The sequence below is a fragment of the Stenotrophomonas muris genome, from assembly GCF_052751275.1.
Genome location: NZ_CP199879.1, coordinates 2,643,064 through 2,665,173 on the forward strand (window position 1 = coordinate 2,643,064; position 22,110 = coordinate 2,665,173).

At 67.5% G+C, this 22,110-nt stretch carries 26 protein-coding genes; 19 read left to right on the forward strand and 7 right to left on the reverse strand.

Translation table 11 applies throughout. The features are described from left to right. Positions 1 to 34: 34 nt before the first annotated feature. The 16 genes from ACUVWL_RS12265 to ACUVWL_RS12340 all read left to right on the forward strand — a co-directional run bounded on the left by ACUVWL_RS12265 (position 35) and on the right by ACUVWL_RS12340 (position 12,942). Positions 35 to 583: a KdsC family phosphatase gene (locus ACUVWL_RS12265; RefSeq protein WP_014036245.1), complete on the forward strand. Its 549-nt coding sequence runs from the start codon at positions 35 to 37 to the stop codon at positions 581 to 583. After that, positions 580 to 1,155, forward strand: coding sequence for an LPS export ABC transporter periplasmic protein LptC (gene lptC, locus ACUVWL_RS12270; RefSeq protein WP_014646235.1), 576 nt, complete (start codon positions 580 to 582; stop codon positions 1,153 to 1,155). Before ACUVWL_RS12265 ends, lptC begins: the two co-directional genes overlap by 4 nt. A gap of 101 nt (positions 1,156 to 1,256) precedes the next feature. Then, positions 1,257 to 1,823 (forward strand): lipopolysaccharide transport periplasmic protein LptA, encoded by a 567-nt coding sequence (gene lptA, locus ACUVWL_RS12275; protein WP_032959333.1) that lies wholly within the window; start codon positions 1,257 to 1,259, stop codon positions 1,821 to 1,823. After that, the gene (lptB, locus tag ACUVWL_RS12280; RefSeq protein WP_445978387.1) at positions 1,823 to 2,542 is read left to right on the forward strand and encodes an LPS export ABC transporter ATP-binding protein; all 720 of its coding nucleotides are present in this window, start codon (positions 1,823 to 1,825) and stop codon (positions 2,540 to 2,542) included. The genes lptA and lptB overlap by 1 nt, the downstream gene beginning before the upstream one ends. Before the next feature lie 40 nt (positions 2,543 to 2,582). Further along, complete coding sequence (locus tag ACUVWL_RS12285; RefSeq protein ID WP_014646233.1) at positions 2,583 to 4,004, forward strand: RNA polymerase factor sigma-54; 1,422 nt, start codon at positions 2,583 to 2,585, stop codon at positions 4,002 to 4,004. Positions 4,005 to 4,062: 58 nt separating this feature from the next. After that, positions 4,063 to 4,380: a ribosome hibernation-promoting factor, HPF/YfiA family gene (hpf, locus tag ACUVWL_RS12290; protein WP_005415556.1), complete on the forward strand. Its 318-nt coding sequence runs from the start codon at positions 4,063 to 4,065 to the stop codon at positions 4,378 to 4,380. Between the two features lie 21 nt (positions 4,381 to 4,401). Next, positions 4,402 to 4,854: a PTS sugar transporter subunit IIA gene (locus tag ACUVWL_RS12295; protein ID WP_032130191.1), complete on the forward strand. Its 453-nt coding sequence runs from the start codon at positions 4,402 to 4,404 to the stop codon at positions 4,852 to 4,854. Next, positions 4,851 to 5,801, forward strand: a complete 951-nt coding sequence (hprK, locus tag ACUVWL_RS12300) for an HPr(Ser) kinase/phosphatase (protein WP_005408388.1) — start codon at positions 4,851 to 4,853, stop codon at positions 5,799 to 5,801. Before ACUVWL_RS12295 ends, hprK begins: the two co-directional genes overlap by 4 nt. Before the next feature lie 27 nt (positions 5,802 to 5,828). After that, positions 5,829 to 6,713 (forward strand): RNase adapter RapZ, encoded by an 885-nt coding sequence (rapZ, locus tag ACUVWL_RS12305; protein ID WP_014646231.1) that lies wholly within the window; start codon positions 5,829 to 5,831, stop codon positions 6,711 to 6,713. A gap of 305 nt (positions 6,714 to 7,018) precedes the next feature. Further along, a complete protein-coding gene (locus ACUVWL_RS12310) occupies positions 7,019 to 7,411 on the forward strand; it encodes a PTS sugar transporter subunit IIA (RefSeq protein ID WP_032958481.1) in 393 nt (130 codons plus the stop codon). Next, positions 7,404 to 7,673: an HPr family phosphocarrier protein gene (locus ACUVWL_RS12315; protein ID WP_005408385.1), complete on the forward strand. Its 270-nt coding sequence runs from the start codon at positions 7,404 to 7,406 to the stop codon at positions 7,671 to 7,673. The genes ACUVWL_RS12310 and ACUVWL_RS12315 overlap by 8 nt, the downstream gene beginning before the upstream one ends. 2 nt (positions 7,674 to 7,675) lie before the next feature. Then, positions 7,676 to 9,445, forward strand: coding sequence for a phosphoenolpyruvate--protein phosphotransferase (ptsP, locus tag ACUVWL_RS12320; protein WP_032958484.1), 1,770 nt, complete (start codon positions 7,676 to 7,678; stop codon positions 9,443 to 9,445). A gap of 228 nt (positions 9,446 to 9,673) precedes the next feature. After that, the gene (gene mgtE, locus ACUVWL_RS12325) at positions 9,674 to 11,035 is read left to right on the forward strand and encodes a magnesium transporter (protein ID WP_008266103.1); all 1,362 of its coding nucleotides are present in this window, start codon (positions 9,674 to 9,676) and stop codon (positions 11,033 to 11,035) included. 105 nt (positions 11,036 to 11,140) lie between these two features. Continuing rightward, positions 11,141 to 11,407, forward strand: a complete 267-nt coding sequence (locus tag ACUVWL_RS12330) for a hypothetical protein (RefSeq protein ID WP_032958486.1) — start codon at positions 11,141 to 11,143, stop codon at positions 11,405 to 11,407. A 71-nt stretch (positions 11,408 to 11,478) separates the two neighbouring features. Continuing rightward, positions 11,479 to 12,279 carry a carboxylesterase family protein gene (locus ACUVWL_RS12335; protein ID WP_180835094.1) on the forward strand — a complete coding sequence of 267 codons (801 nt, stop codon included), beginning with the start codon at positions 11,479 to 11,481 and terminating at the stop codon, positions 12,277 to 12,279. Between the two features lie 171 nt (positions 12,280 to 12,450). After that, entirely contained in the window at positions 12,451 to 12,942 is a 492-nt protein-coding gene (locus ACUVWL_RS12340) for an REP-associated tyrosine transposase (protein WP_014646227.1), read from the forward strand. 92 nt (positions 12,943 to 13,034) lie between these two features. Here ACUVWL_RS12340 and ACUVWL_RS12345 read toward each other — a convergent pair whose 3' ends face one another. Genes ACUVWL_RS12345 through ACUVWL_RS12355 form a run of 3 tightly spaced genes read right to left on the reverse strand, consistent with a single transcriptional unit; the run spans position 13,035 to position 15,054 of the window. Continuing rightward, on the reverse strand, positions 13,035 to 13,985 hold the full coding sequence (locus tag ACUVWL_RS12345; protein ID WP_014646226.1) for an aspartate carbamoyltransferase catalytic subunit: 951 nt from the start codon (positions 13,983 to 13,985) through the stop codon (positions 13,035 to 13,037). 15 nt (positions 13,986 to 14,000) lie between these two features. Beyond that, positions 14,001 to 14,495 carry a Holliday junction resolvase RuvX gene (ruvX, locus tag ACUVWL_RS12350; RefSeq protein WP_049440988.1) on the reverse strand — a complete coding sequence of 165 codons (495 nt, stop codon included), beginning with the start codon at positions 14,493 to 14,495 and terminating at the stop codon, positions 14,001 to 14,003. Next, positions 14,488 to 15,054 (reverse strand): YqgE/AlgH family protein, encoded by a 567-nt coding sequence (locus tag ACUVWL_RS12355; protein ID WP_014646224.1) that lies wholly within the window; start codon positions 15,052 to 15,054, stop codon positions 14,488 to 14,490. The genes ruvX and ACUVWL_RS12355 overlap by 8 nt, the downstream gene beginning before the upstream one ends. Positions 15,055 to 15,145: 91 nt before the next feature. Here ACUVWL_RS12355 and ACUVWL_RS12360 point away from each other — a divergent pair, with 91 nt between their 5' ends. Together ACUVWL_RS12360 and ACUVWL_RS12365 are read left to right on the forward strand one after the other, a co-directional pair. After that, on the forward strand, positions 15,146 to 16,933 hold the full coding sequence (locus tag ACUVWL_RS12360; RefSeq protein ID WP_445978388.1) for a DUF4153 domain-containing protein: 1,788 nt from the start codon (positions 15,146 to 15,148) through the stop codon (positions 16,931 to 16,933). Then, on the forward strand, positions 16,930 to 17,475 hold the full coding sequence (locus ACUVWL_RS12365; protein WP_111205534.1) for a DNA-3-methyladenine glycosylase I: 546 nt from the start codon (positions 16,930 to 16,932) through the stop codon (positions 17,473 to 17,475). The genes ACUVWL_RS12360 and ACUVWL_RS12365 overlap by 4 nt, the downstream gene beginning before the upstream one ends. 60 nt (positions 17,476 to 17,535) lie before the next feature. Here the strand turns inward: ACUVWL_RS12365 and ACUVWL_RS12370 are convergent, their stop codons facing one another. Beyond that, a complete protein-coding gene (locus ACUVWL_RS12370; protein ID WP_014036228.1) occupies positions 17,536 to 18,243 on the reverse strand; it encodes a YitT family protein in 708 nt (235 codons plus the stop codon). Positions 18,244 to 18,353: 110 nt separating this feature from the next. Then, positions 18,354 to 18,566, reverse strand: coding sequence for a DUF4287 domain-containing protein (locus ACUVWL_RS12375; RefSeq protein ID WP_046429254.1), 213 nt, complete (start codon positions 18,564 to 18,566; stop codon positions 18,354 to 18,356). Positions 18,567 to 18,864: 298 nt separating this feature from the next. Between ACUVWL_RS12375 and ACUVWL_RS12380 the strand changes: the two genes are divergently transcribed. After that, the gene (locus tag ACUVWL_RS12380) at positions 18,865 to 19,761 is read left to right on the forward strand and encodes a LysR family transcriptional regulator (RefSeq protein ID WP_014646219.1); all 897 of its coding nucleotides are present in this window, start codon (positions 18,865 to 18,867) and stop codon (positions 19,759 to 19,761) included. Between the two features lie 62 nt (positions 19,762 to 19,823). On the opposite strand, the gene ACUVWL_RS12385 is transcribed toward ACUVWL_RS12380, so the two are convergent. Both ACUVWL_RS12385 and ACUVWL_RS12390 read right to left on the reverse strand, forming a co-directional pair. Continuing rightward, on the reverse strand, positions 19,824 to 20,807 hold the full coding sequence (locus tag ACUVWL_RS12385; protein ID WP_445978389.1) for an aldo/keto reductase: 984 nt from the start codon (positions 20,805 to 20,807) through the stop codon (positions 19,824 to 19,826). 121 nt (positions 20,808 to 20,928) lie between these two features. Continuing rightward, on the reverse strand, positions 20,929 to 22,023 hold the full coding sequence (locus ACUVWL_RS12390; RefSeq protein WP_043033789.1) for a PilT/PilU family type 4a pilus ATPase: 1,095 nt from the start codon (positions 22,021 to 22,023) through the stop codon (positions 20,929 to 20,931). Positions 22,024 to 22,110: the final 87 nt, after the last annotated feature.

Sequence of the window (22,110 nt, forward strand, 5' to 3'; positions counted from 1 at the left end):
GTCCCAACCCGAATCCACCGAGCCTGCCACCCTGATGCCCTGGTCCCCCCTGCCCGCCTTCCCCGCCCACCTGCATGCCGCCGCGGCCCGCGTCCGCCTGGCCTGCTTCGACGTGGACGGCACCCTCACCGACGGTCGGCTGTACTACGACAAGGACGGCAACGAGAGCAAGGCGTACTTCGTGCAGGATGGCCTGGGCCTGAAACTGCTGCAGCAGCACGGCATCCACCCCGTGCTGATCACCGCGCGCAACAGCCAGTCCGCGCTCAGGCGCGGCGCCGACCTCGGCATCGATACCCAGATCGCCGTGGGCGACAAGCTGGCCAGCGTGCAGGCGCTGTGTGCGCAGCACGGCATCGGTCTGGAGCAGGTGGCCTTCATGGGCGACGACCTGCCGGACCTGGCACCGCTGGGCGCGGTCGGCCTGGCGGTGGCGCCGGCCAACGCCCACCCGTGGATCGCCGAGCGCGTGCATTGGCAGACCCGCGCCGACGGCGGACGTGGTGCAGCCCGTGAGCTGTGTGACATCCTGCTGGCCGCGCAGGGTCATGTGGACGCGGTCCTGGCGAGGTTCGGCGCATGAACCTGCCGAGCCTGAACTGGCGCACCCTGCTCGGCATCGGCCTGCTGCTGGCGGCCCTGCTCAGCAGCTGGGCGGCCCTGCGCAACCGCGACAAGGGTCCGGCCACTGCCGGCCAGGATGTCGGCGTGGACTACGTCCTGCACGACTTCCAGGTCGTCGCCCTGGATGAGCACGGCAAGGAATCGACCACCCTGCGCGCACCGTTGCTGGAGCGCCAGCGTGGCGACCAGACCATCAACATCGCCACGCCGCTGTTCGAGATGCCGGACAAGGATGGCAAGCACTGGACCCTGCGTGCCGAGACGGGCTGGCTCAGCGCCAAGGGCGACCAGATGAAGCTGCGCGGCAATGTCGCCGGCGACAGCCCGGCCGATCCGGGCGTGGTGCCGACCACCTTCCGCACCGACCACCTGGACGTGTTCCCGAAGGAGAACCGTGCCCGCACCGATGCGCTGGTCACCATGACCCGCCCCGGCATGGAACAGTCCGGCGTTGGCTTCGAGGTGGATTCGAAGAACAACACGTATCATTTCCTCAGCCAGTCCAAGGGCCGTTACACGCCCCGACGCTGATTCCGCCGCCCTCCTGCGACGTCCCCGGACAGGCGCAAGGCAGGCAGCCCACCCATCCGCCCCCGGTTTCCCGGGCGGCCCCACCGGTAGAACGGACCCCGATGAAGATTCCCTTTGCAGCCGTACTCGCGCTCGGTCTCCTTGTTCCCAGCGCTGCCTTTGCCAAGTCCACCGACCGCAACGAGAACATGAACATCGACTCCGGCGCGCAGTCGGGCGTGCTCACCGGCGATGGCAAGACCGTGCTCTCGCAGGGCGTGACCGTCACCCAGGGCTCGCTGGACATCCGCTCGTCCGAAGCCGAGATCTACCTGAAGGACGGCGAGGCCGTGCGTGCGGTGTTCACCGGCAAGCAGGCCACGATGAAGCAGCAGCTCGACGATGGCACCTGGATGGACGCGGTGGCTGATCGCATCGACTACGACATCAAGACCGAGATCATCACCCTGACCGGCAACTACAAGGTCACCAGCGCGCGCGGCACCAATGCCGGCCAGCGCATGGTCTACAACACCCGTAGCGGCGAAATGAATTCCGGTGGCGATGGCAGCCGCGTGCGCACCGTCATTCCGCCGAAGAACAAGAACGCGGCGGCACAGCCGGCGGCCACGCCCAAGGCGGCGGCGCCGGCCAGCACGTCGGCCAAGCCGGCCGGGAGCAAGAAGTAATGCTCGTCGCCAAGGGCCTGCGCAAGCGCTACAAGCAGCGCGAAGTCGTGAAGGACTTCGGGCTGACCCTCGACGCCGGTGAAGTGGTGGGCCTGCTCGGCCCCAACGGTGCCGGCAAGACCACCTGCTTCTACATGATCGTCGGCCTGGTCGCCGCCGATGCCGGCAGCATCGTGCTCGACGGCAAGGACATCACCAGCGATCCGATGTACACCCGTGCCAAGCAGGGCGTGGGCTACCTGCCGCAGGAGCCGTCGGTGTTCCGCAAGCTGACGGTGGCCGACAACCTCCGCCTGGTACTGGAGCTTCGCGAAGACCTGGATTCGGCCGGCCGCGAACGCGAATTGAACAGCCTGCTCGACGAATTGCAGCTGGCCCATGTGGCCGACCAGCTCGGCGCCAGCCTGTCCGGTGGCGAACGTCGTCGCTGCGAGATCGCCCGCGCACTGGCCGCGCAGCCGCGCCTGATCCTGCTCGACGAACCGTTTGCCGGTGTCGACCCGATCTCGGTGGGTGAAATCCAGCGCATCGTCACCCATCTCAAGCAGCGTGGCATCGGCGTGCTGATCACCGACCACAACGTGCGCGAGACCTTGGGAATCTGCGACCGCGCGTATATCCTCGCCGAGGGCACCGTGCTGGCCCAGGGCTCGCCGGAGGCGATCCTGGACAACGCCGACGTACGTCGCGTCTACCTTGGGGATTCCTTCAAGCTGTGACCGCAGGCGCCGGGTCCCTTTCCTTCCGTTCGGCACAGGCATGAAGACTCGGCTGCAGACATCGTTGGGACAACAGCTGGTGCTCACGCCCCAGCTGCAGCAGGCGATCAAGCTGCTGCAGATGTCCACGACCGAGCTGGAGCTTGAAATCGCCCAGGCCGTGGAGAGCAATCCGCTGCTGGACTGGGCCGACAGCAACGACAGCAGTGCCGCCAATGAGGCCAGCGACAGCACCGATGCCGACGCGCCCGCCGAACGCACCGACAACGGCGACGACTGGGCGCCGGCCGAACTCGACTGGAGTGCCGCCGGCAGTGGTGGCAGCTTCGACGATGACGATGACACCGGCAGTGCCGCCGAGCGCGTGGCGGAAACCGAAACGCTGGCCGACCACCTGCTGTGGCAGCTGCACCTGTCGCATCTTTCCACGCATGACCGCAGCATCGGCGCTGCACTGATCGATGCGCTGGACGACGATGGTTACCTGCGCGAACCGCTGGCCACCATCGCCGAAACCCTGCTGCCGGCGGTCCATGCCGGTGAGGATGAAATCCTCGCGGTGCTGCATCGCATCCAGCGTTTCGACCCGGTCGGCGTTGCCGCGCGCACGCTCGGCGAGTGCCTGCAGCTGCAGCTGGACGTGTTGCCTGCCGACACGCCGGGGCTGGCGCTGGCGCGACAGATTGCCGCAGGCCCGCTGGAACGGCTGCCGCGCAGTGGCGTCTCCGGGCTGGCGCATGAACTGAAACAGCCGCTGGACGAGGTCGAGACGGCGGTCGCGCTGCTGCGCTCGCTGGACCCGCGTCCGGGCACGCAGATCGCGCCGCTGTCGCAGGACACCTATGTGGTGCCCGACGTGGTGGTGTGGCGGCAGAACGGCATCTGGCGCGCAGCGCTGGCGGCCCATGCCGGGCCGAAGGTGGTGATCCACCGTGGCTACGAACAGCTGATCCGCCGCTGTGGCGAGGCCGACGCCGGCTACCTGCGCGGCCAGCTGCAGGAGGCGCGCTGGCTGCTGAAGGGCCTGCAGCAGCGCGGCGAAACCCTGCTGCGGGTGGTGCGCAGCCTGATCCTGCAACAGGCCGGCTTCCTCGAATTCGGCGAGCAGGCGCTGCGCCCGCTGACCCTGCGCGAGATCGCCGCCGAGCTGGGCCTGCACGAATCCACGGTGTCGCGCGCGATCGCCCGCAAGCACGTGCGCACGCCGCGCGGCACCCTGCCGCTGCGCGCCTTCTTCGCCTCGGGTATCGATACCGAAGGCGGTGGCGAGGCGTCCAGCACGGCCATCCAGGCGATGATCCGCCGCCTGATCGACGACGAGAACCCGCGCAAGCCGCTTTCTGACGCCAAGCTGGCTGACCTGCTCAAATCGTCGGGAATTCCAGTAGCGCGACGCACCGTGGCGAAGTATCGTGAAGCCATGAACATTTCCGCCTCGCACGAAAGGGTCAGAATCGCTTGACGCGCCGCCGCGCCCGGCGGAGAGGTTCATTGGCACATCCGAACACAGGAGAAACCCGATGCGCATCGAAACGTTTGGCAAAGACGTCGAAGTCACCCCGGCCCTGCAGTCCTATGTAGAGGAGAAGCTGGCCCGGATCGGAAAACACTTCGACCAGCACTGCGAAGCGCGGGTGACCCTCAAGCTGCAGAAGACCGAACACCACGTCGACGCCAGCCTCAACATTCCGGGGCAGACCCTGCACGCCGAGGCCGGCGGCCAGACCATGTATGCCGCGATCGACCTGCTCGCGGACAAGCTTGACCGCCTGGTCATCAAGCACAAGGAAAAAAAACAGCAGCACGCACCGCTGCCGGTGGGCGACAATGGTGGCTGATCGCCACCGTTCCCCGCAGACATGCCCCTGACTGACCTCCTGGCGGCCGTGCAGACCCAGCTCTGCACGGCCACCGACCGTGACAGCGTCCTGCAGGCCGCCGCCGGGTTGCTGGCCTGCCGCCAGGCCAACGCCGAACAGATCTATCTGAACCTGTGCCAGCGCGAAGCCCTGGGCAGCACCGCGATCGGCCACGGCATCGCCATTCCCCACGGCCGCGCGCCGACCCTGGACCGCCCCCGTGGCGCCCTGCTGCGACTGGCGACCCCGGTCGATTTCGGCGGCGACGAACCGGTGGACCTGGTGTTCGCGATGGCCGTCCCCGCCCACTACACCCACCAGCACCTGATGCTGCTGTCCGAGCTGGCCGAGCTGTTTTCCGCACCGGACATCCGCCAGGCCCTGCGCGAAGCCGGCGATGCCCGGGCGCTGCGCGAGGCGCTGGACATGACCCCACCTGCGAGTGCCGCATGAATACCAGCATCACCGCCCGTGAACTGTTCGAACAGCAGCGCGAGCGGCTGGGGCTGCGCTGGGCCGCTGGCAAATCCGGTGAGAAACGCGAGCTGGAGGCCGGCAACACGGTCTCGCGGCGTCCGTCGCTGGCCGGCTACCTCAATGCGATCTATCCCAACAAGGTGCAGATCCTGGGCACCGAGGAACTGTCCTGGCTGGACGCGCTGGAACCCCGCCAGCGTTGGGAGACCATCGAGAAGATCATGCAGTCGCATCCGCTGGCGCTGGTGCTGACCCGCAACCAGGCGTGCCCGGAAGACCTGCGCGCGGCCGCCGATGAATCCGGCACACCGCTGTGGCTGTCGCCCAAGCGCGGCCACGAACTGCTCAACCACCTGTCCTACCACCTGGCGCGCACGCTGGCGCCGCGGGTGATCCTGCATGGCGTGTTCATGGAGATCTATTCCATCGGCGTGCTGATCACCGGTGAGGCCGGGTCGGGCAAGAGCGAGCTGGCGCTGGAGCTGCTAAGCCGCGGCCATCGCCTGGTGGCCGACGATGCGCCCGAATTCACCCAGATCGCCCCGGACGTGCTCGACGGCACCTGCCCCGAACTGCTGCAGGACCTGCTGGAAGTGCGCGGCCTGGGCGTGCTGAATGTGCGCGAGATGTTCGGCGACACGGCTGTAAAGAAGAACAAGTACCTTCGGCTGATCGTCCACCTGACCAAGCCGATGACCGAACCCACCCCGCATGGCTACGAGCGCCTGACCGGCGACTCGGGCACCCGCCATGTGCTGGACCTCGACGTTCCGCTGATCACCCTGCCGGTGATGCCCGGCCGCAACCTGGCCGTGCTGACCGAAGCCGCCACCCGCCTGCACATCCTGCGCACCAAGGGCATTGATCCGGCAGCGATGTTCATCGCCCGCCACAGCAATCTGCTGGAACGGCGAACACCCTGATTCCCCTGCCCCTCGAAGAGCCTGTCCATGAGCACCGCCACCCCCTCCGCCCCGACCCTGATCATCGTCAGCGGCCTGTCCGGCTCGGGTAAATCCGTCGCCCTGAAGACCTTCGAGGATCAGGACTACTACTGCTCGGACAACCTGCCGATCCACCTGCTGCCGGACTTCGTGCGCAGCCTGCTGGCCAACCACGATGGCAGCGCGCCGCGCCGGCTGGCGGTGGGCATCGACGTGCGCGGCCAGGCCGACCTGAGCCAGCTGGGCGACTGGCGGCAGCTGGCCACCGACGCCGGCGTGGAAGTGAAGGTGCTGTTCTTCGAGGCCAGCGACGAAACGGTGCTCAAGCGCTATGCCGACACCCGCCGCCGCCATCCGCTGAGCCAGCTGGGCCTGTCATTGCCCGAGGCGATCGCCCGCGAGCGCGAGCTGACCGCGCCATTGCGCCGCGAGGCCGATGCGGTGATCGATACCAGCAACCTCAACGTGCACCAACTGCGGCGGCGGATCATCACCGAGTTCGCGATGGACCATGCCACCGGCCTGTCGCTGCTGTTCGAATCATTCGCCTACAAGCGCGGTGTACCCGCCGAAGCGGACTTCGTGTTCGATGCGCGGGTGCTGCCCAATCCACACTGGGACCCGGACCTGCGTGCGCTCAGCGGCCGCGAACCGGGTGTGCGCGACTACCTGGAAGCGCAACCGGACGTGCAGCGCTACCTGGCCCAGCTGATGGATTTCCTCGATACCTGGCTGCCGAAACTGGGTGATGGCACCCGCAGCTACGTGACCGTGGCGTTCGGCTGCACCGGCGGCAAGCACCGCTCGGTGTTCCTGGCCGAGCGCATGGCCCGGCATGCCCGCGAGATGGGCTGGCAGGACGTGGCGACGTACCACCGCGAACAGGATTGAGGGGGGCCGGCCGGGCTGCGCCCGGCACCCGTCGGTAGTGCCGGCCGCTGGCCGGCAACAGCAACAGCAACAGCAAAAGCGGCATTCCGTGGCATGGCGGGGCGGTGTGGGTAGGTGTCGACCTTGGTCGACACGATGGATCCACACCATGCGTGGATGAATCGCTGCCAGGCATCGAAAAACGCATGGGGTCGGATCCCTTTTCCAGGGGAAAAGGGCTCTGACCCCGATAACGCTGAATACGGGACACAGTGCCCCTCATCTGCTGCTATCGCCGATTCACCTTGACCTGTTAACGTGCAGTAATGACCTGTGGCATTCTCCTCGTAACACATCCCGGGGTCGGGACCGCCCTGCTTGACGTGGCGACCCGGCTCCTGCGGCAATTGCCGCTGAAAACCGAAGCTTTCGAAGTACCGTTCGACGCAGACATGGACGCCCTGCTCCCGCTCGCCTCGGCCGCCCTGCGGCGGGTCGACAGTGGTGAGGGCGTGCTGATCCTGACCGACCTGTACGGCGCCAGCCCCGCCAACCTTGCAGGGCAGCTGGCCCGGCTGGGGACCCCGGTTCGCCGGGTGTCGGCGCTGAGCCTGCCGATGTTGCTGCGGGTGATGAATTATCCGGAACAGGGACTGGATCAACTGCCCGCCACAGCCGCGGCGGGCACCCGTAATGGAGCGATAGTCGACGATGCTTGAACGAGAACTCACCGTCAGCAACCGCCTGGGCCTGCATGCCCGGGCCACCGCCAAGCTGGTGCAGACCCTGGCGCCGTTCCGCTGCAACGTGACCATGGCCGCCAAGGGCCGTGAGATCAACGCCAAGAGCATCATGGGCGTGATGCTGCTGGCCGCCGGCCAGGGCACTCCGGTCACCGTGCGCATCAACGGCGAAGATGAAGCCGCCGCGATGGAGGCGGTGGTCGGCCTGTTCGAACGCCGCTTCGACGAGGACAGCTGAGCGTGCCACGCGCACGCGCCGGCCAGCTCCCTTCCGGCCAACGGCCGGTACAGCTGTTGGCCGGCCATGGCGCGGCGCGCGGAACGGCGATGGGCCGGGCGCGCGTGCGGCTGCCGCATGCACTGGAAGTGGCCGAGCAACGCGTGGCCGCCCACCAGGTCGAGGCCGAACTGGCCCGCCTGCACCGTGCGCTGGATGCCGCGCGTACGGAAATGCACGAACTGCGTCAGCGCCTGCATGGCGCACTGAACCAGGAAGTGGGCGAGTTCCTCGACCTGCACGCGTTGCTGCTGGACGACCCCGAGCTGCTGTATGGCCTGGACGAACTGATCCGCAGCGGCCCGTACAGTGCCGGCTACGCGCTGCGCCTGCAGCGTGACCGCCTGGCCAAGGTCTTCGATGGCATGGACGATGCCTACCTGAAGAGCCGCATGGACGATCTCGACCATGTGATCGGCCGCATCCACGCCTTCCTGCAACCCGAACGCCCGCCGGTGATGAAGGGCCTGGCCGGCGAGATCCTGGTCTGCGACAACATCGCCCCATCCGAACTGGCGCAGCTGCAGGCGCAGGGCGTGGTCGGCATCGTCACCGCCGCCGGCAGCGCGCTGTCGCACAGCGCGATCCTGGCGCGCAGCCTGCACCTGCCCCTGATCGTCAATGTGCCGCAACTGCTCAGCCGCGTCGCCGACGGCGACGTGCTGATCATCGACGGTGCCGACGGCAGCATCACCGTCAACCCGCTGGCCGACAACCTGCGTGACTACCGCGCACGCCTGAAGGAACACGCGCGCGAGCAGCGCGAGCTTGGCCGCCTGCGCAGCAAGCCCAGCCGTACCCGCGACCAGGTCGACATTGCCCTCCTGGCCAATGCCGAATCGCTGGAGGACGTCACCCAGGCGCATGCGCTGGGCGCGCAGGGGCTGGGCCTGTACCGCACCGAATTCCTGTTCCTGCAGCGCAACGAGCTGCCGGACGAAGAAGAACAGTTCCAGACCTACCGTGATGCCGCACTGGGCATGAGCGGCCGGCCGGTGACCATCCGCACGCTCGACCTGGGTGCGGACAAGGCCGATCGTACCGGTCTGACCCTGAGCAACGAAGAGAACCCGGCACTGGGCCTGCGCGGCGTGCGCCTGTCGCTGGCACGGCCCAAGGTGGCCGACACCCAGCTGCGCGCGATCCTGCGCGCCTCGGCCTACGGCAAGCTGCGCGTGCTGGTGCCGATGGTCAGCACCCGCGAGGAACTGCTGGCGGTGCGCCGGCGCATGCTCAAGCTGAGCGAACAGCTGCGCAGCGAAGGCCATATGGTGTCCGAGCACGTGCCGCTGGGCGCGATGATCGAAGTCCCGGCGGCGGCATTGGCGCTGGAGAGTTTCATCGATCTGGTCGATTTCCTGTCGATCGGCACCAACGACCTGGTGCAGTACCTGCTGGCCGCCGACCGCAACAACGAGGCGCTGGGTGAGTTGTATTCACCGTTGCACCCGGCGGTGCTGCGGCTGTTGCAGATGGTGATCGAGACCGGCGCACGCCACCGCATTCCGGTGGCGGTCTGCGGCGAGATGGCCGGTGATGCGCGGATGACCCCGTTGCTGCTGGCGCTGGGCCTGAGCGAGTTCAGCCTGCATCCCGGTACGTTGCTGGAGGTGCGCCGTGCCATCCGCGAAGCCGATCTGGGTGCGCTGCGCGCCCGTGCCCCGAAGCTGCTGGCCGCGCGCGACCGCCGCGCCATCGAACGCTGGCTGGCGCTGGTGGCCGATACGCCCTGACACCACCCGCTCGCCGGACATGCACGCCTGGGGTCAGATCCCTTTTTCGCGGGAAAAGGGATCTGGCCCCGTCTCGTTGAAGGCCAAGAGGTTGCCGGCCAGCGGCCGGCACTACCGCCACCCGGCGGCTATGCGCTGAAACATCCCCTTGCGATAATGACGCGCTGAACACCCCTGTTGCCGCATCCTTGCCGGGATCGCGGCTTTTCTTATCCCGCGGGAGCTGCGATGGCTGAAGCTGTACGCCACGACAAGACTGCGCGCCAACTGCGGATGTTGTCCGATGCACTGGACAGCGGCCGGCTGGGCCCGGTACGTCGGCTGGTCAACACCCTGGCCCCGGCCGAGATCGGCAACCTGCTTGAATCGCTGCCGCCGGGCAAGCGCGAGGTGGTGTGGGGCCTGGTTGATCCGGAAGATGACGGCGAGGTGCTGGTCCACGTCGGCGAAGACGTGCGCGAGAGCCTGCTCGCGGACATGGACCCGGACGAGATCATCGCCGCGGTCGAAGACCTGGACATCGACGACCTGGCCGACCTGGTCGAAGACCTGCCCGATACGGTCATCGACGAGGTCCTCAAGTCGATGGACCGCGAGAACCGCGAGCGTCTGGAGCAGGTGCTGTCCTATCCCGAGGACAGCGCCGGCCGCCTGATGAACCCGGACGTGGTGACCGTGCGCGCCGACGTCAATGTCGACGTGGTGCTGCGCTACCTGCGCCTGCGCGGCGAACTGCCGGACCATACCGATCACCTGTTCGTGGTCAGCCGGCGCCATCAGTACCTCGGCCGGGTGTCGCTGGCGGCACTGGTGACCCACGAGGACACCACCCCGATCAACCGCCTGATCGACGACGAGCAGCCGGCCATTGACGTCGGCGAGAGCGACCAGGAGGTCGCCCGCCAGTTCTCCGACCATGACTGGATCTCCGCGCCGGTGGTGGACGACAACAACATCCTGATCGGCCGCATCACCATCGATGACGTGGTCGACATCATCCGTGGCCAGGCCGAGCACCAGGCACTGGGCGCCGCCGGCCTGGACGAGGACGAAGACCTGTTCAGCCCGGTCTGGCGCGCCATGCGCCGGCGCTTGATGTGGCTGTCGGTGAACCTGTGCACCGCCTTCCTGGCCTCCAGCGTAGTCGGCCACTTCGAAGGCACCATCGACAAGCTGGTGGCGCTGGCCGTGCTGATGCCGATCGTGGCGGGCCTGGGCGGCAATGCCGGTACCCAGGTGCTGGCGCTGATGGTGCGCGGCCTGGCACTGGGCCAGGTAGGCGCGTCCAACGCGCGCACGCTGCTGTGGAAGGAGGTGCGGGTCGCCTTGTTGAACGGCGTGATGCTGGGTTCCGTGCTGGGGCTGATCGTGCTGGCCTGGTTCCACTCGCCCGGGCTGTCGGCAGTGATCGCCATCGCGCTGACCTGCAACCTGCTGTTCGCCGCACTGGCCGGCGTGCTGGTGCCACTGACCCTGAAACGCTTCGGCTTCGACCCGGCGCTGGCCAGCGGCATCTTCCTGACCGCCGTGACCGACTCGATGGGCTTCTTCACCTTCCTCGGCCTGGCCACGCTGGTGCTGCTGCACTGAACCCTGCAGGGTCCGATCCCCGCCGCGCGGAGTTCCGACCCACGCCAAAACCCAGGGTCGGATCTCCGCTGCGCGGGGCTCTGACCCGTTTCCAACTGGACACCCATGGCCACCACGATCGAAAACTATTTCCAGCCCGGCTGGCGCGACCAGCAGCACACCTGCCCGGCCTGCGAATGGAAGGGCAGCTCGCGTGCCATGGAGATGGAGCTGGACGAGGACGCCACCGAGTACGCCTGCCCGGTCTGCGAGAACCCGCTGCTGGTGGTGCTGCATCCGGACATCGCGCAGGTGCAGGCGGCCGCCGCCGAGGGCAATGCCGAAGCGCAGGAGCAGCTGGACATCATTGCCAGTTTCCCGCGACCGGAGTGACGCGCCGCACGATGCCGCGTTGACCTGCGGCGGGCTAGGATGCAGCTGACCCTGCCGCCCCGGGAAATCCCATGGTCCGATCGATGTCGCGCTGGCTGCCGCTGCTGGCCTTTCTGATGATGAGCGGTTGCACTTCGCTGCCGGACAGCGCGCGCGGCCGCTTCGAGGGCCGCGCAGTGAAGGTGGACGGCGAGACCGCCTACTACCAGGTGTTCATTCCGGCCGGCGTTCAGGCCACCGCTCCCACCAGACTCCCGGTCATCCTGTTCCTGCACGGCTCCGGCGAGCGTGGCGGCGACGGTGTCAAGCAGACCCATGCGGGGCTGGGGCCGCACCTGCGCAGGCACGCGGCCGACTTCCCCGCATTGGCCGTATTCCCCCAGGTGCCGGGCCACCAGGAATGGAGCGGGCGCAACAACCGCGTTGCGCTGGCCGCCCTGGACGCCACCATCGCCGAGTTCGGTGCCGATCCCTCACGGCAGTACCTGACCGGGATGTCGATGGGCGGCTATGGGAGCTGGAACATCGCGCTGGATGACCCCGGGCGCTTCGCCGCGATCGTGCCCGTGTGCGGCGCGGTGCTGGCGCCACGCGCGGTGCGCCCGACCCTGTTCGTCGAGCAGGTCGCCCAGGAAACCGATCCGTATGCGGCCATCGCCCAGCGCCTGAGAGGCACGCCGATCTGGATCTTCCACGGTGCGCTGGATGATGTAGTGCCACCGGACGACGATCGCAGACTGCACGCCGCATTCCGGAGCGCCGCTGCACGCGACGTGCGCTACACCGAGTACCCGGAAGGCAACCACAACGCCTGGGACGCCACCTATGCCGACCCGGCGATGTGGGCATGGCTGTTCGCGCAGAAGCGCTGAGCCGCAGCTTCAGTAGTTGCCAACCTTGGTTGGCATTGACTGCCCTGGTAGTTGCCAACCTTGGTTGGCACTGACTGCTCTGGTAGTTGCCAACCTTGGTTGGCACTGGCCTACCTGAAACCAACCCATTCCCCGATGTTCACTGGAAGCAGGCCCGTCCATGCTTGCTCCATGCAGAACACACGTCTCCTGCTCGGTCGTCGCTCCAGCATCGGCCTCAGCTATATCCTCACCGCCGTCGTCCATGACCGCGCGCCGCTCTTCACCAACGCCGCAGCGGCCGCCTTGGCAGTCCGCGAATTCCAGCGACTGGATCAGGAAGGCTTCACCCGCTCGATTGCGTACGTGGTCATGCCCGACCACATCCACTGGCTGGTCGAACTACGTGCGGGAACGCTGGAAACCGTCATGAAGCGTTTCAAGTCGCGCACAGCCCAGCAGGCAAACCGGTTGCTGGGGCGAGTCGGGCGCTTCTGGCAGGCCTGCTATCACGATCATGCGATCCGCTCTGACGAATCGTTGCACCGGCGTGCGATGTACCTGATGGGAAATCCGATCAGGGCCGGACTGGCGACGCGGCTTGGGCAATATCCCCATGCATGGTGCGAATGGGAGCTCGGGGCTTCGTGTGATCCGCTCGACAACTTGGGCGCGGATGGATAGTGCCAACCAAGGTTGGCATCTACCAGAGCGGTGCGCGGACAAGCCGCGCGGCAAGTGTGTCAACCAAGGTTGACACCTACCAGAGCGGGTGGTCAGCCCAGCAGGGTTTCCAGCACGGCCATGCGCACGGCGACGCCGTTGGCGACCTGGCGCAGCACCCACGACTGCGGGCCGTCGGCCACGTCGTCGGTCACTTCCACGCCGCGGTTGATCGGGCCCGGGTGCAGCACCGCGGCATCCTTGCCGGCGCGCGCCAGGCGCTCGCGGGTCAGGCCGTACTGGGCGTGGTACTGCTCCAGCGACGGCACCAGGCCTTCTTCCATGCGCTCGCGCTGCAGGCGCAGCATCATCAGCGCGTCGACGCCTTCCAGCATCGCGTCGAAATCATCGCCGACCACGCAGCCCTTCAGGGTCTCATCGTCCGGCAGCAGCGACTGCGGGCCGCACACGCGGATCTCACCCACGCCCAGCGTGCGCAGCGCATGCAGGTCGGTGCGGGCCACGCGCGAGTGCTTCACGTCGCCGACGATCACCACTTTCATCTTCGAGAAATCCGGGCCCTTGGCCTGGCGCAGGGTCAGCATGTCCAGCAGGCCCTGGGTCGGGTGCGCGCTGCGGCCGTCACCGGCGTTGATCAGTGCGGTGCCCTCGCCCGCCGCTTCTGCCAGTGCGGCTACCGCGCCATCCTCCGGGTGGCGCACCACGAAGCCGCGCACGCCCATCGCTTCCAGGTTGCGCAGCGTATCGCAGGCGGTTTCGCCCTTGCGGGTGGACGAGGTCGAGGCATCGAAGTTGAGCACATCGGCGCCCAGGCGCTGCGCGGCCAGCTGGAATGAGCTGCGGGTGCGCGTGGACGGCTCGAAGAACAGCGTGCACACCGCCGAACCGGCCAGCACGTGGCGCTTGTTGCCGACGCGGCCGACTGCGGCATCGCGGATCTGACCTGCCCGGTCAAGCAGCTGCAGCAGGGTCCCGCGCGGCAGGCCCTCCAGGGTCAGCAGGTGGCGCAGGCGTCCGGAGGCATCGATTTGCTGGGCGGTCATGGCGGTGTCGGGCAGTCAGGGAATGGGGGTGGCGTCGTCGGGGGACGACAGCCAGCGGTCGATGATCACCGCCGCGGCCACGGCATCGAGCGCGGCCGCATCACGGCGGCGCTTGCGCCCTTCGGCGCGCTCGACGGCGAAGCGGCGGGCGGCCTCGACCGAGCTGGAACGCTCGTCGATCATCACCACCGGCAGCTTGAAACGTTCCCGCAGCTGGCGGGCGAAGCCCTGCGCGCGCTTGCGGTTGGGTTGGTCCTGGCCGTCCAGGGTCAGCGGGTCGCCGACCACCAGGCCGTCGGGCTTCCATTCCTTGAGCAGGCGTTCGATCGCGGTCCAGTCCGGGCCATTGCCGTGCACATCGACCACCGCCACCGCGCGCGCATGCGCAGCGAAGGCACTGCCGATGGCCACGCCGATCCGCCGCGAGCCGACGTCGAAACCCAGAACGGTGCCGTCACGGCGGATCGCCGGGGCAGCAGGAGCCGGTACGGGCGTGGCCGGCTCAGACATGGCCGCTGTAGTCGGTCAGGCGGAACAGGTCCACGCCGATGCGCGAGGCCGCACCCTGCCAGCGCTGCTCCAGTGGCAGCTGGAACACCAGCTCGGCATCGGCCGGCACGGTCAGCCAGCTGTTCTCGGACAGCTCGCTTTCCAGCTGCCCTGCGCCCCAACCGGCACAGCCGAGGGTGACCACGGCATTGGCCGGGCCTTCGCCACGCGCCATCGCTTCAAGGATGTCGCGCGAAGTGGTCAGGTACAGGCCGTCACCCACGATCAGGCTGGAATCCCACGCGCGCGCGTCGTCATGGATGACGAAGCCGCGCTCGGGATGCACCGGGCCGCCGTTGAGCACCATGCGCGCCTGCAGGTCGCCGTCACCGGTGGTGATGTCCATCTGGGCAAGCACTTCACCCAGCGTGTACTCGGAAGGCTGGTTGACCAGCACGCCCATCGCCCCGTTCTCGTCGTGCTGGCAGATCAGCGCGACGCTGCGGGCAAAGGTCGCGTCGAGCAGCGACGGCAGCGCGACGAGGAGGTGATCGGCGAGGGAGGTCGGCGTTACAGGCATGGTCCCATTCTACCTGCTGGGGGCGGGATGGTCGCGCAAAGGCGGCGAACCGCGATGGGCTAGGATGGTGCTTTGCCATGGAAGGTCATCGATGCAGTCTTCATCGCCCCTGACCCTGCCGGCACGCGGCGCCATCGTCCTGATTGCCCTGCTGCAGGGTCTGATGCTGTATGCCGCGCAGGAACTGTCCGATGCGTGGCCGTTCCGCGATATCGGCTGGCGCTACTGCTGGTACGCCTGGGTGCTGGCCATTCCCAGCGCGGTGGCGCTGAGCCTGGTCGAGCTGGGCCAGCGCCGCCTGTGGCTGCAGGCCGTGCTCGGCTCGGCGGTGGTGCTGGCGCTGGCCGCCTGGATCGGCTGGAACCTCACTGGCGAGACCGCGCTGGAGTCGAGCGCGCTGCAGTTTCCACTGACCCTGGGCATGGCCGTGGCGGTGTTCGTGGTGCTGCCCTGGTGGCAGTTCCAGCTGCAGCACGGGCACTGGCGCGCCAGCTACCCCGAGCTGTTCGAGCGCGCCTGGCAGAACGGTTTGACCCTCGCCCTGGCGGCACTGTTCACCGGGCTGACCTGGCTGCTGCTGTGGCTGTGGGCCGCGCTGTTCCAGCTGCTGGAGGTCACCGTCTTCCGCGACCTGTTCCGCCAGGATGCCTTCATTGCGCTGGCTACCGGCAGCCTGGCCGGGTTCGGCGTGCTGATCGGGCGCACCCAGCACCGCGCGATCCAGATCACCCGCCAGGTGCTGTTCGCGATCTGCCGCGGACTGCTGCCGCTGCTCTCGTTCATCGCCGTATTGTTCGTGCTGAGCCTGCCGCTTACCGGGCTGGAACCGCTGTGGAAGACCCGCTCGGCCGCCAGCCTGCTGCTGGTGCTGTCGCTGTTGCTGGTGACGTTCACCAATGCGGTCTACCAGCAGGGGGACGACACCGCGCCCTACCCCGTCGTGCTGCGCCGTCTGGTTGAAGCCAGCCTGCTGGCGCTGCCGGTCTACGCCGCACTGGCGCTGTACGCACTGGGGCTGCGCGTGGTGCAGTACGGCTGGACCGTGGACCGGTTCTGGGCGGTACTCGTCGCAGTGGCCGTGGCCGGCTATGCCGTGGGCTACGCGCTGGCGGTGCTGCGCCGGCAGCGCCGCTGGTTGCAGATGCTGGAGCCGGTCAACCGCTGGATGTGCTGGGCGGTGCTGGCACTGGCATTGCTGGGCAACTCGCCGCTGCTGGACCCGGTGCGGCTGACCCTGTCCAGCCAGCTGGCGCGCCTGCGTGCGGACCCGCCCGCGATCACCAGCAGTGACGTCAACGTGCTGCGCTTCGATCTTGGCCACCGCGGCGTGCGGGCGCTGCGCGAGCTGCAGCGTGATCCAGCCATCACCGCCGATGCCAACGCGCCACAGGTGATCGCTGCCGCGCTGGCACGTACCTCGCGCTGGGATGACGGCCAGCGCCTCGACAAGGGGCCGCAGGACGTCGTCGCCCTGCAGCGCGCGCTGAAGCTGGCCAAGGGATCCAGCTCGCCACCGGACGACTGGTGGCAGGCACTGGCCACGCGCGTGATCGATGGCGAATCCTGCGCCCAGAGCGAGCGCGACTGCCTGATCGTGCATCGCGACCTCGACGGCGATGGTACCGGCGAAGTGCTGCTGTGCGAGCTGTACACCATCCGTGGGCCGGACTGCGTGCTGTACGCACGTGGCAGGGATACCCACTGGCGCCGGGCCGGTTCGCTGTTCGGCACCGCCAGCGGCCAGGCCGAGGCGATCAACCAGGCGCTGCGTGATGGCAAACTCACTCTCGAACCGCCGCGCTGGCCGATGCTGTCCATCGGTGGGCGCCCCGCAGTGGCCATCGATCCCGAACCCGAATCCAGCGAGTCTTCCCCATGAGCGGCTACTGCCTCATCGCCCCGGGCCATCCGGTGCACGACTACTACCACGCCAACGAGTACGGCTTCCCGCAGCGTGACGAGGGCGAACTGTTCGAGCGGCTGGTGCTGGAAATCAACCAGGCCGGGCTGAGCTGGGAAACGATCCTGAAAAAGCGCGAGGGCTTCCGCGCGGCCTATGACGGCTTCGATGTCGACCGCGTGGCGGCCTATGCCGAGCAGGACATCGAGCGCCTGCTATCGGACGCGGGCATCATCCGCAACCGGCTGAAGGTACTGGCCGCCATCCACAACGCGCAGGTGATCCAGCAGCTGCGGGCCAGTCATGGCAGCTTCGCGGCGTGGCTGGATGCGCATCACCCGCGCAGCAAGGCCGACTGGGTGAAGCTGTTCAAGAAGACCTTCCGCTTCACCGGTGGCGAGATCACCGGCGAGTTCCTGATGAGCCTGGGCTACCTGCCCGGCGCGCACGCCGAGGATTGCCCGGTGCATGCGCGGCTGCTGACGCTGTCGCCGCCGTGGTTGCAGGCCGCCGTCCGCTGAGGGATCTCCGCGCGTGGATGCCGGTAGTGCCGGCCGCTGGCCGGCAACCCCGTTGAACGGTCACACGCCCATGTAACGGCCGGGGCGGTGGTTGAACATCAGCACCAGGCTGAGCACCACCGCGCCGATGGCCGAGTACAGCACCTTCGATGGCGACAGCACGAAGAACGCGGCCACCATCAGGCAGGCGTCGTAGGACATCTGCACCTTGCCGGCGCTCCAGCCTCGGGTGCGCTGCAGGTATACCGCCAGGATGCCGATGCCGCCCAGGCTGGCGCGGTGGCGGATGAAGAACAGGATGCCCAGGCCTGACAGCGCACCACCGACGATCGCCGAATACAGCGGGTTGATGTGCGAGAAGTCGATCCAGCGCGGCAGCAGGTCGGTCAGCACGCCACAGGCGGTGACCGCAGCGAAGGTCTTCAGGGTGAATTCCCAGCCCATGCGCCGCAGCGCCACCCAATAGAACGGCAGGTTGACCAGCACGAACACCAGGCCGAAGTTCCAGCCCATCGCGTAGTGCAGCAGGAAGGCCATGCCCGCCATGCCGCCGATCATCAGCCCGCCCTTGGCGAAGATGGCCAGGCCCAGCGAGGCCACCATCGTGGCCAGCACCATGCCCTGCACGTCCTCGGCGATCGAGTGACGCAGCGCTTTTTCGTCGGCGGTGGTGCCAGCACTGTCGGGCGGCGGGGTCAGCGGACCGGCGGTGACCAGGTGGCCGTCAGCGTCGTCGCACGGCGCGGGGCCATGGGAAGGAAGGGACATGCGGTGGGGGAACAGCAGGTGGGGAGCGGTATTAGACACGATCTGCATGACAGTTGCAGATGAAATCGTTCAGCTGAATGCGCCCCGCCCTGCCTCGGGCCCGCCGCTGCTCAGCCCCTGCCGGCCAGATGGTGCGCCACCAGCGCGTTGGCATGGCCATGGCCCAACCCATGCTCGCTCTTCAGGAAGCTGACCAGTTCCATGTGTTTCAGGCCCTTCTTCCCGGCCAGCAATCCGAACCAGTGCGCCACCGGCTGCCCGTAGGTCTTCTCGATGGAGGGGAAATACGAGGCCGGGCCTTTCGGCTTGGTGTCAGTGCTCATGTGCAGCTCCCGTTGAAGTCATTCATTCGACGAACCACAGACGCAGAAATCGACACACCCAAACGTCCGACCCCGCCTCGCCCGACAGGCCGCAGCCAACTGTCGAAGGCGGGGTGGGTCCGGTTGAGGGGGTGTGAGCGGCATGGATGCCGCGACCAAGCCCCCATGGATGGGTCTACGGCGTCCCCCTCAACCGGGCCCACCCCGCCATCTCACGGATAGCCAGTTTTTGAAGTTGACGTGGCCGTTGACGTTGCTTCGGCAGGTGCCGGGCGCAGCCCGGCCGTATCATTCCAGCATGCCCCGCGAAAACCTCAACGACCTGCAGGCCTTCGTCCACGTTGCCCGCGAGGGCAGCTTCACCCGGGCCGCCGCCCAGCTGGGCGTGTCCCAGTCCGCGCTCAGCCATGCCATGCGCGGCCTGGAACAGCGCCTGGGCGTGCGCCTGCTGACCCGTACCACCCGCAGCGTATCGACCACCGAAGCCGGTGCCCGCCTGCTCGACACCCTGGGCCCACGCCTGGCCGAGATCGAGGACGGGCTGGCCGCACTGGCCGAGTACCGCGAACGCCCGGCCGGCACCATCCGCATCAATGCCACCGGCCATGCCGCCGAGTACATCGCTTGGCCGCGGCTGGCGCCGTTGTTGCAGCGTTATCCGGACCTGAAGGTGGAACTGACCACCGACTACGGCCTGGCCGACATCGTCGCCGAGCGCTACGACATCGGCATCCGCCTCGGCGAGCGCCTGGCGCGCGACATGGTCGCGGTGCCGATCAGCCCGCCGCTGCGCATGCGCGTGGTCGGTGCACCCAGCTACTTCCGCCAGCACGTGGTGCCGCAGCATCCGGACGACCTGGCCAAGCACAACTGCGTGACCCTGCGCCTGCCTACGCATGGGGGACTGATGCCGTGGGATTTCGGCCAGGATGGCAACGAACTGAGTGTGCGCGTTGGCGGGCAATGGACGTTCAACACCATGGGCATGACCCGCGCCGCTGCGCTGGCCGGCAGCGGACTGGCCTGGCTGCCGGAAGACCAGGTGCAGCCGATGCTGGACGATGGCCGCCTGCAGTCGGTGCTGGACGACTGGTGCCCGCACTTCGATGGCTACTACGCGTACTACCCGTCGCGCCGCCACGTCACCGTGGCGATGCGCACGGTGCTTGATGCGCTGCGCGGGCCGCTGGGGTGAGGGGCAAGGCGTGCGGACCAACGGTCCGCACCCACCACCAACGGTCCGCACCCAGCTGGTGATCAGCCCTTGGCCTGGGCGGCACGCTGCGCGTTGTAGCGCTCGCCGACGATCGACACTTCGTCCAGCGCCTGTGCGATGCGTTGCAGCTCCTCCGGTGCCAGCTGCAGGTCGGCCGCGCCCAGGTTTTCTTCCAGGCGATGGATCTTGGTGGTGCCTGGGATCGGCAAGATCCACGGCGCCTGTGCCAGCAGCCAGGCCAGCGCCACCTGCGCCGGCGTCGCGCCTCGTGCTGCGGCAATCGTACTGATGCGATCCACCAGCGCCTGGTTGGCGCGGCGCGCCTCCACTTCGAAACGCGGAACGCTGTTGCGGAAATCGTTGGCATCGAAGGTGGTGTCGGCATTGATCGTGCCGGTGAGGAAGCCGCGGCCAAGCGGGCTGAATGGCACGAAGCCGATGCCCAGCTCCTGCAGCGTCGGCAACAACTCGCGCTCCGGTTCGCGCCACCATAGCGAGTACTCACTCTGCACGGCGGCAACCGGCTGCACCGCATGCGCGCGGCGCACGGTGGCAGCGCTCGCCTCGGACAGCCCGAAGTGGCCGACCTTGCCTTCGGCGATCAGGTCGCGCACGGTGCCAGCCACATCCTCGATCGGCACGTTCGGGTCGACGCGGTGCTGGTAGAACAGGTCGATATGGTCGGTGCGCAGGCGCTTGAGGCTGGCTTCGGCGACGGCACGGATATTCTCGGGGCGGCTGTCCAGGCCGTCATCGGTGCGCGCGCCCTTGAATCCGAACTTGGTGGCAATCACCAGCCTGTCGCGGTAGGGCGCCAGCGCCCGGCCGAGCAGGTCTTCGTTGGTGTACGGACCATACACCTCGGCGGTGTCGAAGAAGGTCACGCCGCGCTCGACGGCGGCCTGCAGCAGGGCGATGCCCTGGCCCTGCTCCACCGGCTGACCGTAGGCATGGGTCAGGCCCATGCAGCCCAGGCCGAGGGCGGAGACCTTCAGGCCACTGCGGCCCAGTTCGCGTGTCTGCATCGTCGTGCTCCAGAGGGGGAGTGATGACGATACGCCTGTCGTGGCGCTGGATTGAGCCAGCCCGGCCGCAGTCGGTCATGACCGGAATTCATCAATCCAGCCACGACCGATACCGGCCAGGTCAACGGATCTCCGAGATCTCCACGCCGTCCAGCCCCTGCGACAGGGTACGTGCGTCGCCGCCCTGGCTGAGCTTGATGCGCAGGCGCACCTCGTTCTGCGAATCGGCGTAGCGCAGCGCGTCCTCGTAGCTGATCTCGCCGGCCTGGTACAGCTCGAACAGGCTCTGGTCGAAGGTCTTCATGCCCAGCTGGACCGAGTCCTTCATCACTTCCTTCAGCTTGTGGATCTCGCCGTCGCGGATGTAGTCCTGCACCAGCGGCGTGCCCAGCAGGATCTCCATCGCCACCTTGCGCGAGCGGCCATCGGGCGATGGCACCAGCTGTTGCGCGACCACGCCCTTGAGATTCAGCGACAGGTCCATCAGCAGCTGGTTGCGGCGGTCTTCCGGGAAGAAGTTGACGATGCGGTCCATCGCCTGGTTGGCGTTGTTCGCATGCAGGGTGCACAGCACCAGGTGGCCGGTTTCGGCGAACGCGATGGCGTGATCCATGCCTTCGCGGGTACGCACCTCACCGATCATGATCACGTCCGGCGCCTGGCGCAGGGTGTTCTTCAGCGCGGCTTCCCAGCTGTCGGTATCGATGCCGACTTCGCGCTGGGTGATGATGCAGCCCTCGTGCTTGTGCACGAACTCGATCGGGTCTTCGATGGTGATGATGTGGCCGGTCGAGTTCTGGTTGCGGTAACCGATCATCGCTGCCAGCGAGGTCGATTTACCGGTACCGGTGGCGCCGACGAACAGGATGATGCCGCGCTTGGTCATTGCCAGCGTCTTGATGATCGGCGGCAGGCTCAGTTCTTCCACGGTCGGAATGCGCGTCTCGATGCGACGCAGCACCATGCCGACCTGGTTGCGCTGGTAGAAGCAGCTGACGCGGAAGCGGCCGACGCCGGACAGGCCGATGGCGAAGTTGCATTCGTGCGTCTTCTCGAATTCCTCGCGCTGCGCCGGGGTCATCACGTTGAGGACCAGGTCGCGGCTCTGCTGCGGCGTGAGCGGGGTCTGGGTGATCGGCGAGATCTTGCCGTTGACCTTCATCGCCGGCGGCATGCCGGCCGTGATGAACAGGTCCGAGGCGCGCTGGTGCGCCATCAGCTTGAGGAACGAAGTGAAATCGATGGTGGTCGCGGTGCTGTTCACGGCGGGCTCCCAAGAGGGCATGTACCAGGAAACGGTCGG

What these genes read in the sequence shown, in the direction of transcription:
- lptA (WP_032959333.1), top strand. Translation starts at nt 1,257, where the DNA reads ATGAAGATTCCCTTTGCAGCCGTACTCGCGCTCGGTCTCCTTGTTCCC.
- ACUVWL_RS12370 (WP_014036228.1), bottom strand. Translation starts at nt 18,243, where the DNA reads ATGTCCCTTCCTTCCCATGGCCCCGCGCCGTGCGACGACGCTGACGGC.
- lptB (WP_445978387.1), top strand. Translation starts at nt 1,823, where the DNA reads ATGCTCGTCGCCAAGGGCCTGCGCAAGCGCTACAAGCAGCGCGAAGTC.
- ACUVWL_RS12340 (WP_014646227.1), top strand. Translation starts at nt 12,451, where the DNA reads ATGCAGAACACACGTCTCCTGCTCGGTCGTCGCTCCAGCATCGGCCTC.
- hpf (WP_005415556.1), top strand. Translation starts at nt 4,063, where the DNA reads ATGCGCATCGAAACGTTTGGCAAAGACGTCGAAGTCACCCCGGCCCTG.
- mgtE (WP_008266103.1), top strand. Translation starts at nt 9,674, where the DNA reads ATGGCTGAAGCTGTACGCCACGACAAGACTGCGCGCCAACTGCGGATG.
- ACUVWL_RS12365 (WP_111205534.1), top strand. Translation starts at nt 16,930, where the DNA reads ATGAGCGGCTACTGCCTCATCGCCCCGGGCCATCCGGTGCACGACTAC.
- ACUVWL_RS12330 (WP_032958486.1), top strand. Translation starts at nt 11,141, where the DNA reads ATGGCCACCACGATCGAAAACTATTTCCAGCCCGGCTGGCGCGACCAG.
- ruvX (WP_049440988.1), bottom strand. Translation starts at nt 14,495, where the DNA reads ATGTCTGAGCCGGCCACGCCCGTACCGGCTCCTGCTGCCCCGGCGATC.
- ACUVWL_RS12385 (WP_445978389.1), bottom strand. Translation starts at nt 20,807, where the DNA reads ATGCAGACACGCGAACTGGGCCGCAGTGGCCTGAAGGTCTCCGCCCTC.
- ACUVWL_RS12310 (WP_032958481.1), top strand. Translation starts at nt 7,019, where the DNA reads ATGACCTGTGGCATTCTCCTCGTAACACATCCCGGGGTCGGGACCGCC.
- rapZ (WP_014646231.1), top strand. Translation starts at nt 5,829, where the DNA reads ATGAGCACCGCCACCCCCTCCGCCCCGACCCTGATCATCGTCAGCGGC.
- ACUVWL_RS12265 (WP_014036245.1), top strand. Translation starts at nt 35, where the DNA reads ATGCCCTGGTCCCCCCTGCCCGCCTTCCCCGCCCACCTGCATGCCGCC.
- ACUVWL_RS12345 (WP_014646226.1), bottom strand. Translation starts at nt 13,985, where the DNA reads ATGACCGCCCAGCAAATCGATGCCTCCGGACGCCTGCGCCACCTGCTG.
- ACUVWL_RS12285 (WP_014646233.1), top strand. Translation starts at nt 2,583, where the DNA reads ATGAAGACTCGGCTGCAGACATCGTTGGGACAACAGCTGGTGCTCACG.
- ACUVWL_RS12375 (WP_046429254.1), bottom strand. Translation starts at nt 18,566, where the DNA reads ATGAGCACTGACACCAAGCCGAAAGGCCCGGCCTCGTATTTCCCCTCC.
- ACUVWL_RS12380 (WP_014646219.1), top strand. Translation starts at nt 18,865, where the DNA reads ATGCCCCGCGAAAACCTCAACGACCTGCAGGCCTTCGTCCACGTTGCC.
- hprK (WP_005408388.1), top strand. Translation starts at nt 4,851, where the DNA reads ATGAATACCAGCATCACCGCCCGTGAACTGTTCGAACAGCAGCGCGAG.
- ACUVWL_RS12315 (WP_005408385.1), top strand. Translation starts at nt 7,404, where the DNA reads ATGCTTGAACGAGAACTCACCGTCAGCAACCGCCTGGGCCTGCATGCC.
- lptC (WP_014646235.1), top strand. Translation starts at nt 580, where the DNA reads ATGAACCTGCCGAGCCTGAACTGGCGCACCCTGCTCGGCATCGGCCTG.
- ACUVWL_RS12360 (WP_445978388.1), top strand. Translation starts at nt 15,146, where the DNA reads ATGCAGTCTTCATCGCCCCTGACCCTGCCGGCACGCGGCGCCATCGTC.
- ACUVWL_RS12355 (WP_014646224.1), bottom strand. Translation starts at nt 15,054, where the DNA reads ATGCCTGTAACGCCGACCTCCCTCGCCGATCACCTCCTCGTCGCGCTG.
- ACUVWL_RS12390 (WP_043033789.1), bottom strand. Translation starts at nt 22,023, where the DNA reads ATGGCGCACCAGCGCGCCTCGGACCTGTTCATCACGGCCGGCATGCCG.
- ACUVWL_RS12295 (WP_032130191.1), top strand. Translation starts at nt 4,402, where the DNA reads ATGCCCCTGACTGACCTCCTGGCGGCCGTGCAGACCCAGCTCTGCACG.
- ACUVWL_RS12335 (WP_180835094.1), top strand. Translation starts at nt 11,479, where the DNA reads ATGGTCCGATCGATGTCGCGCTGGCTGCCGCTGCTGGCCTTTCTGATG.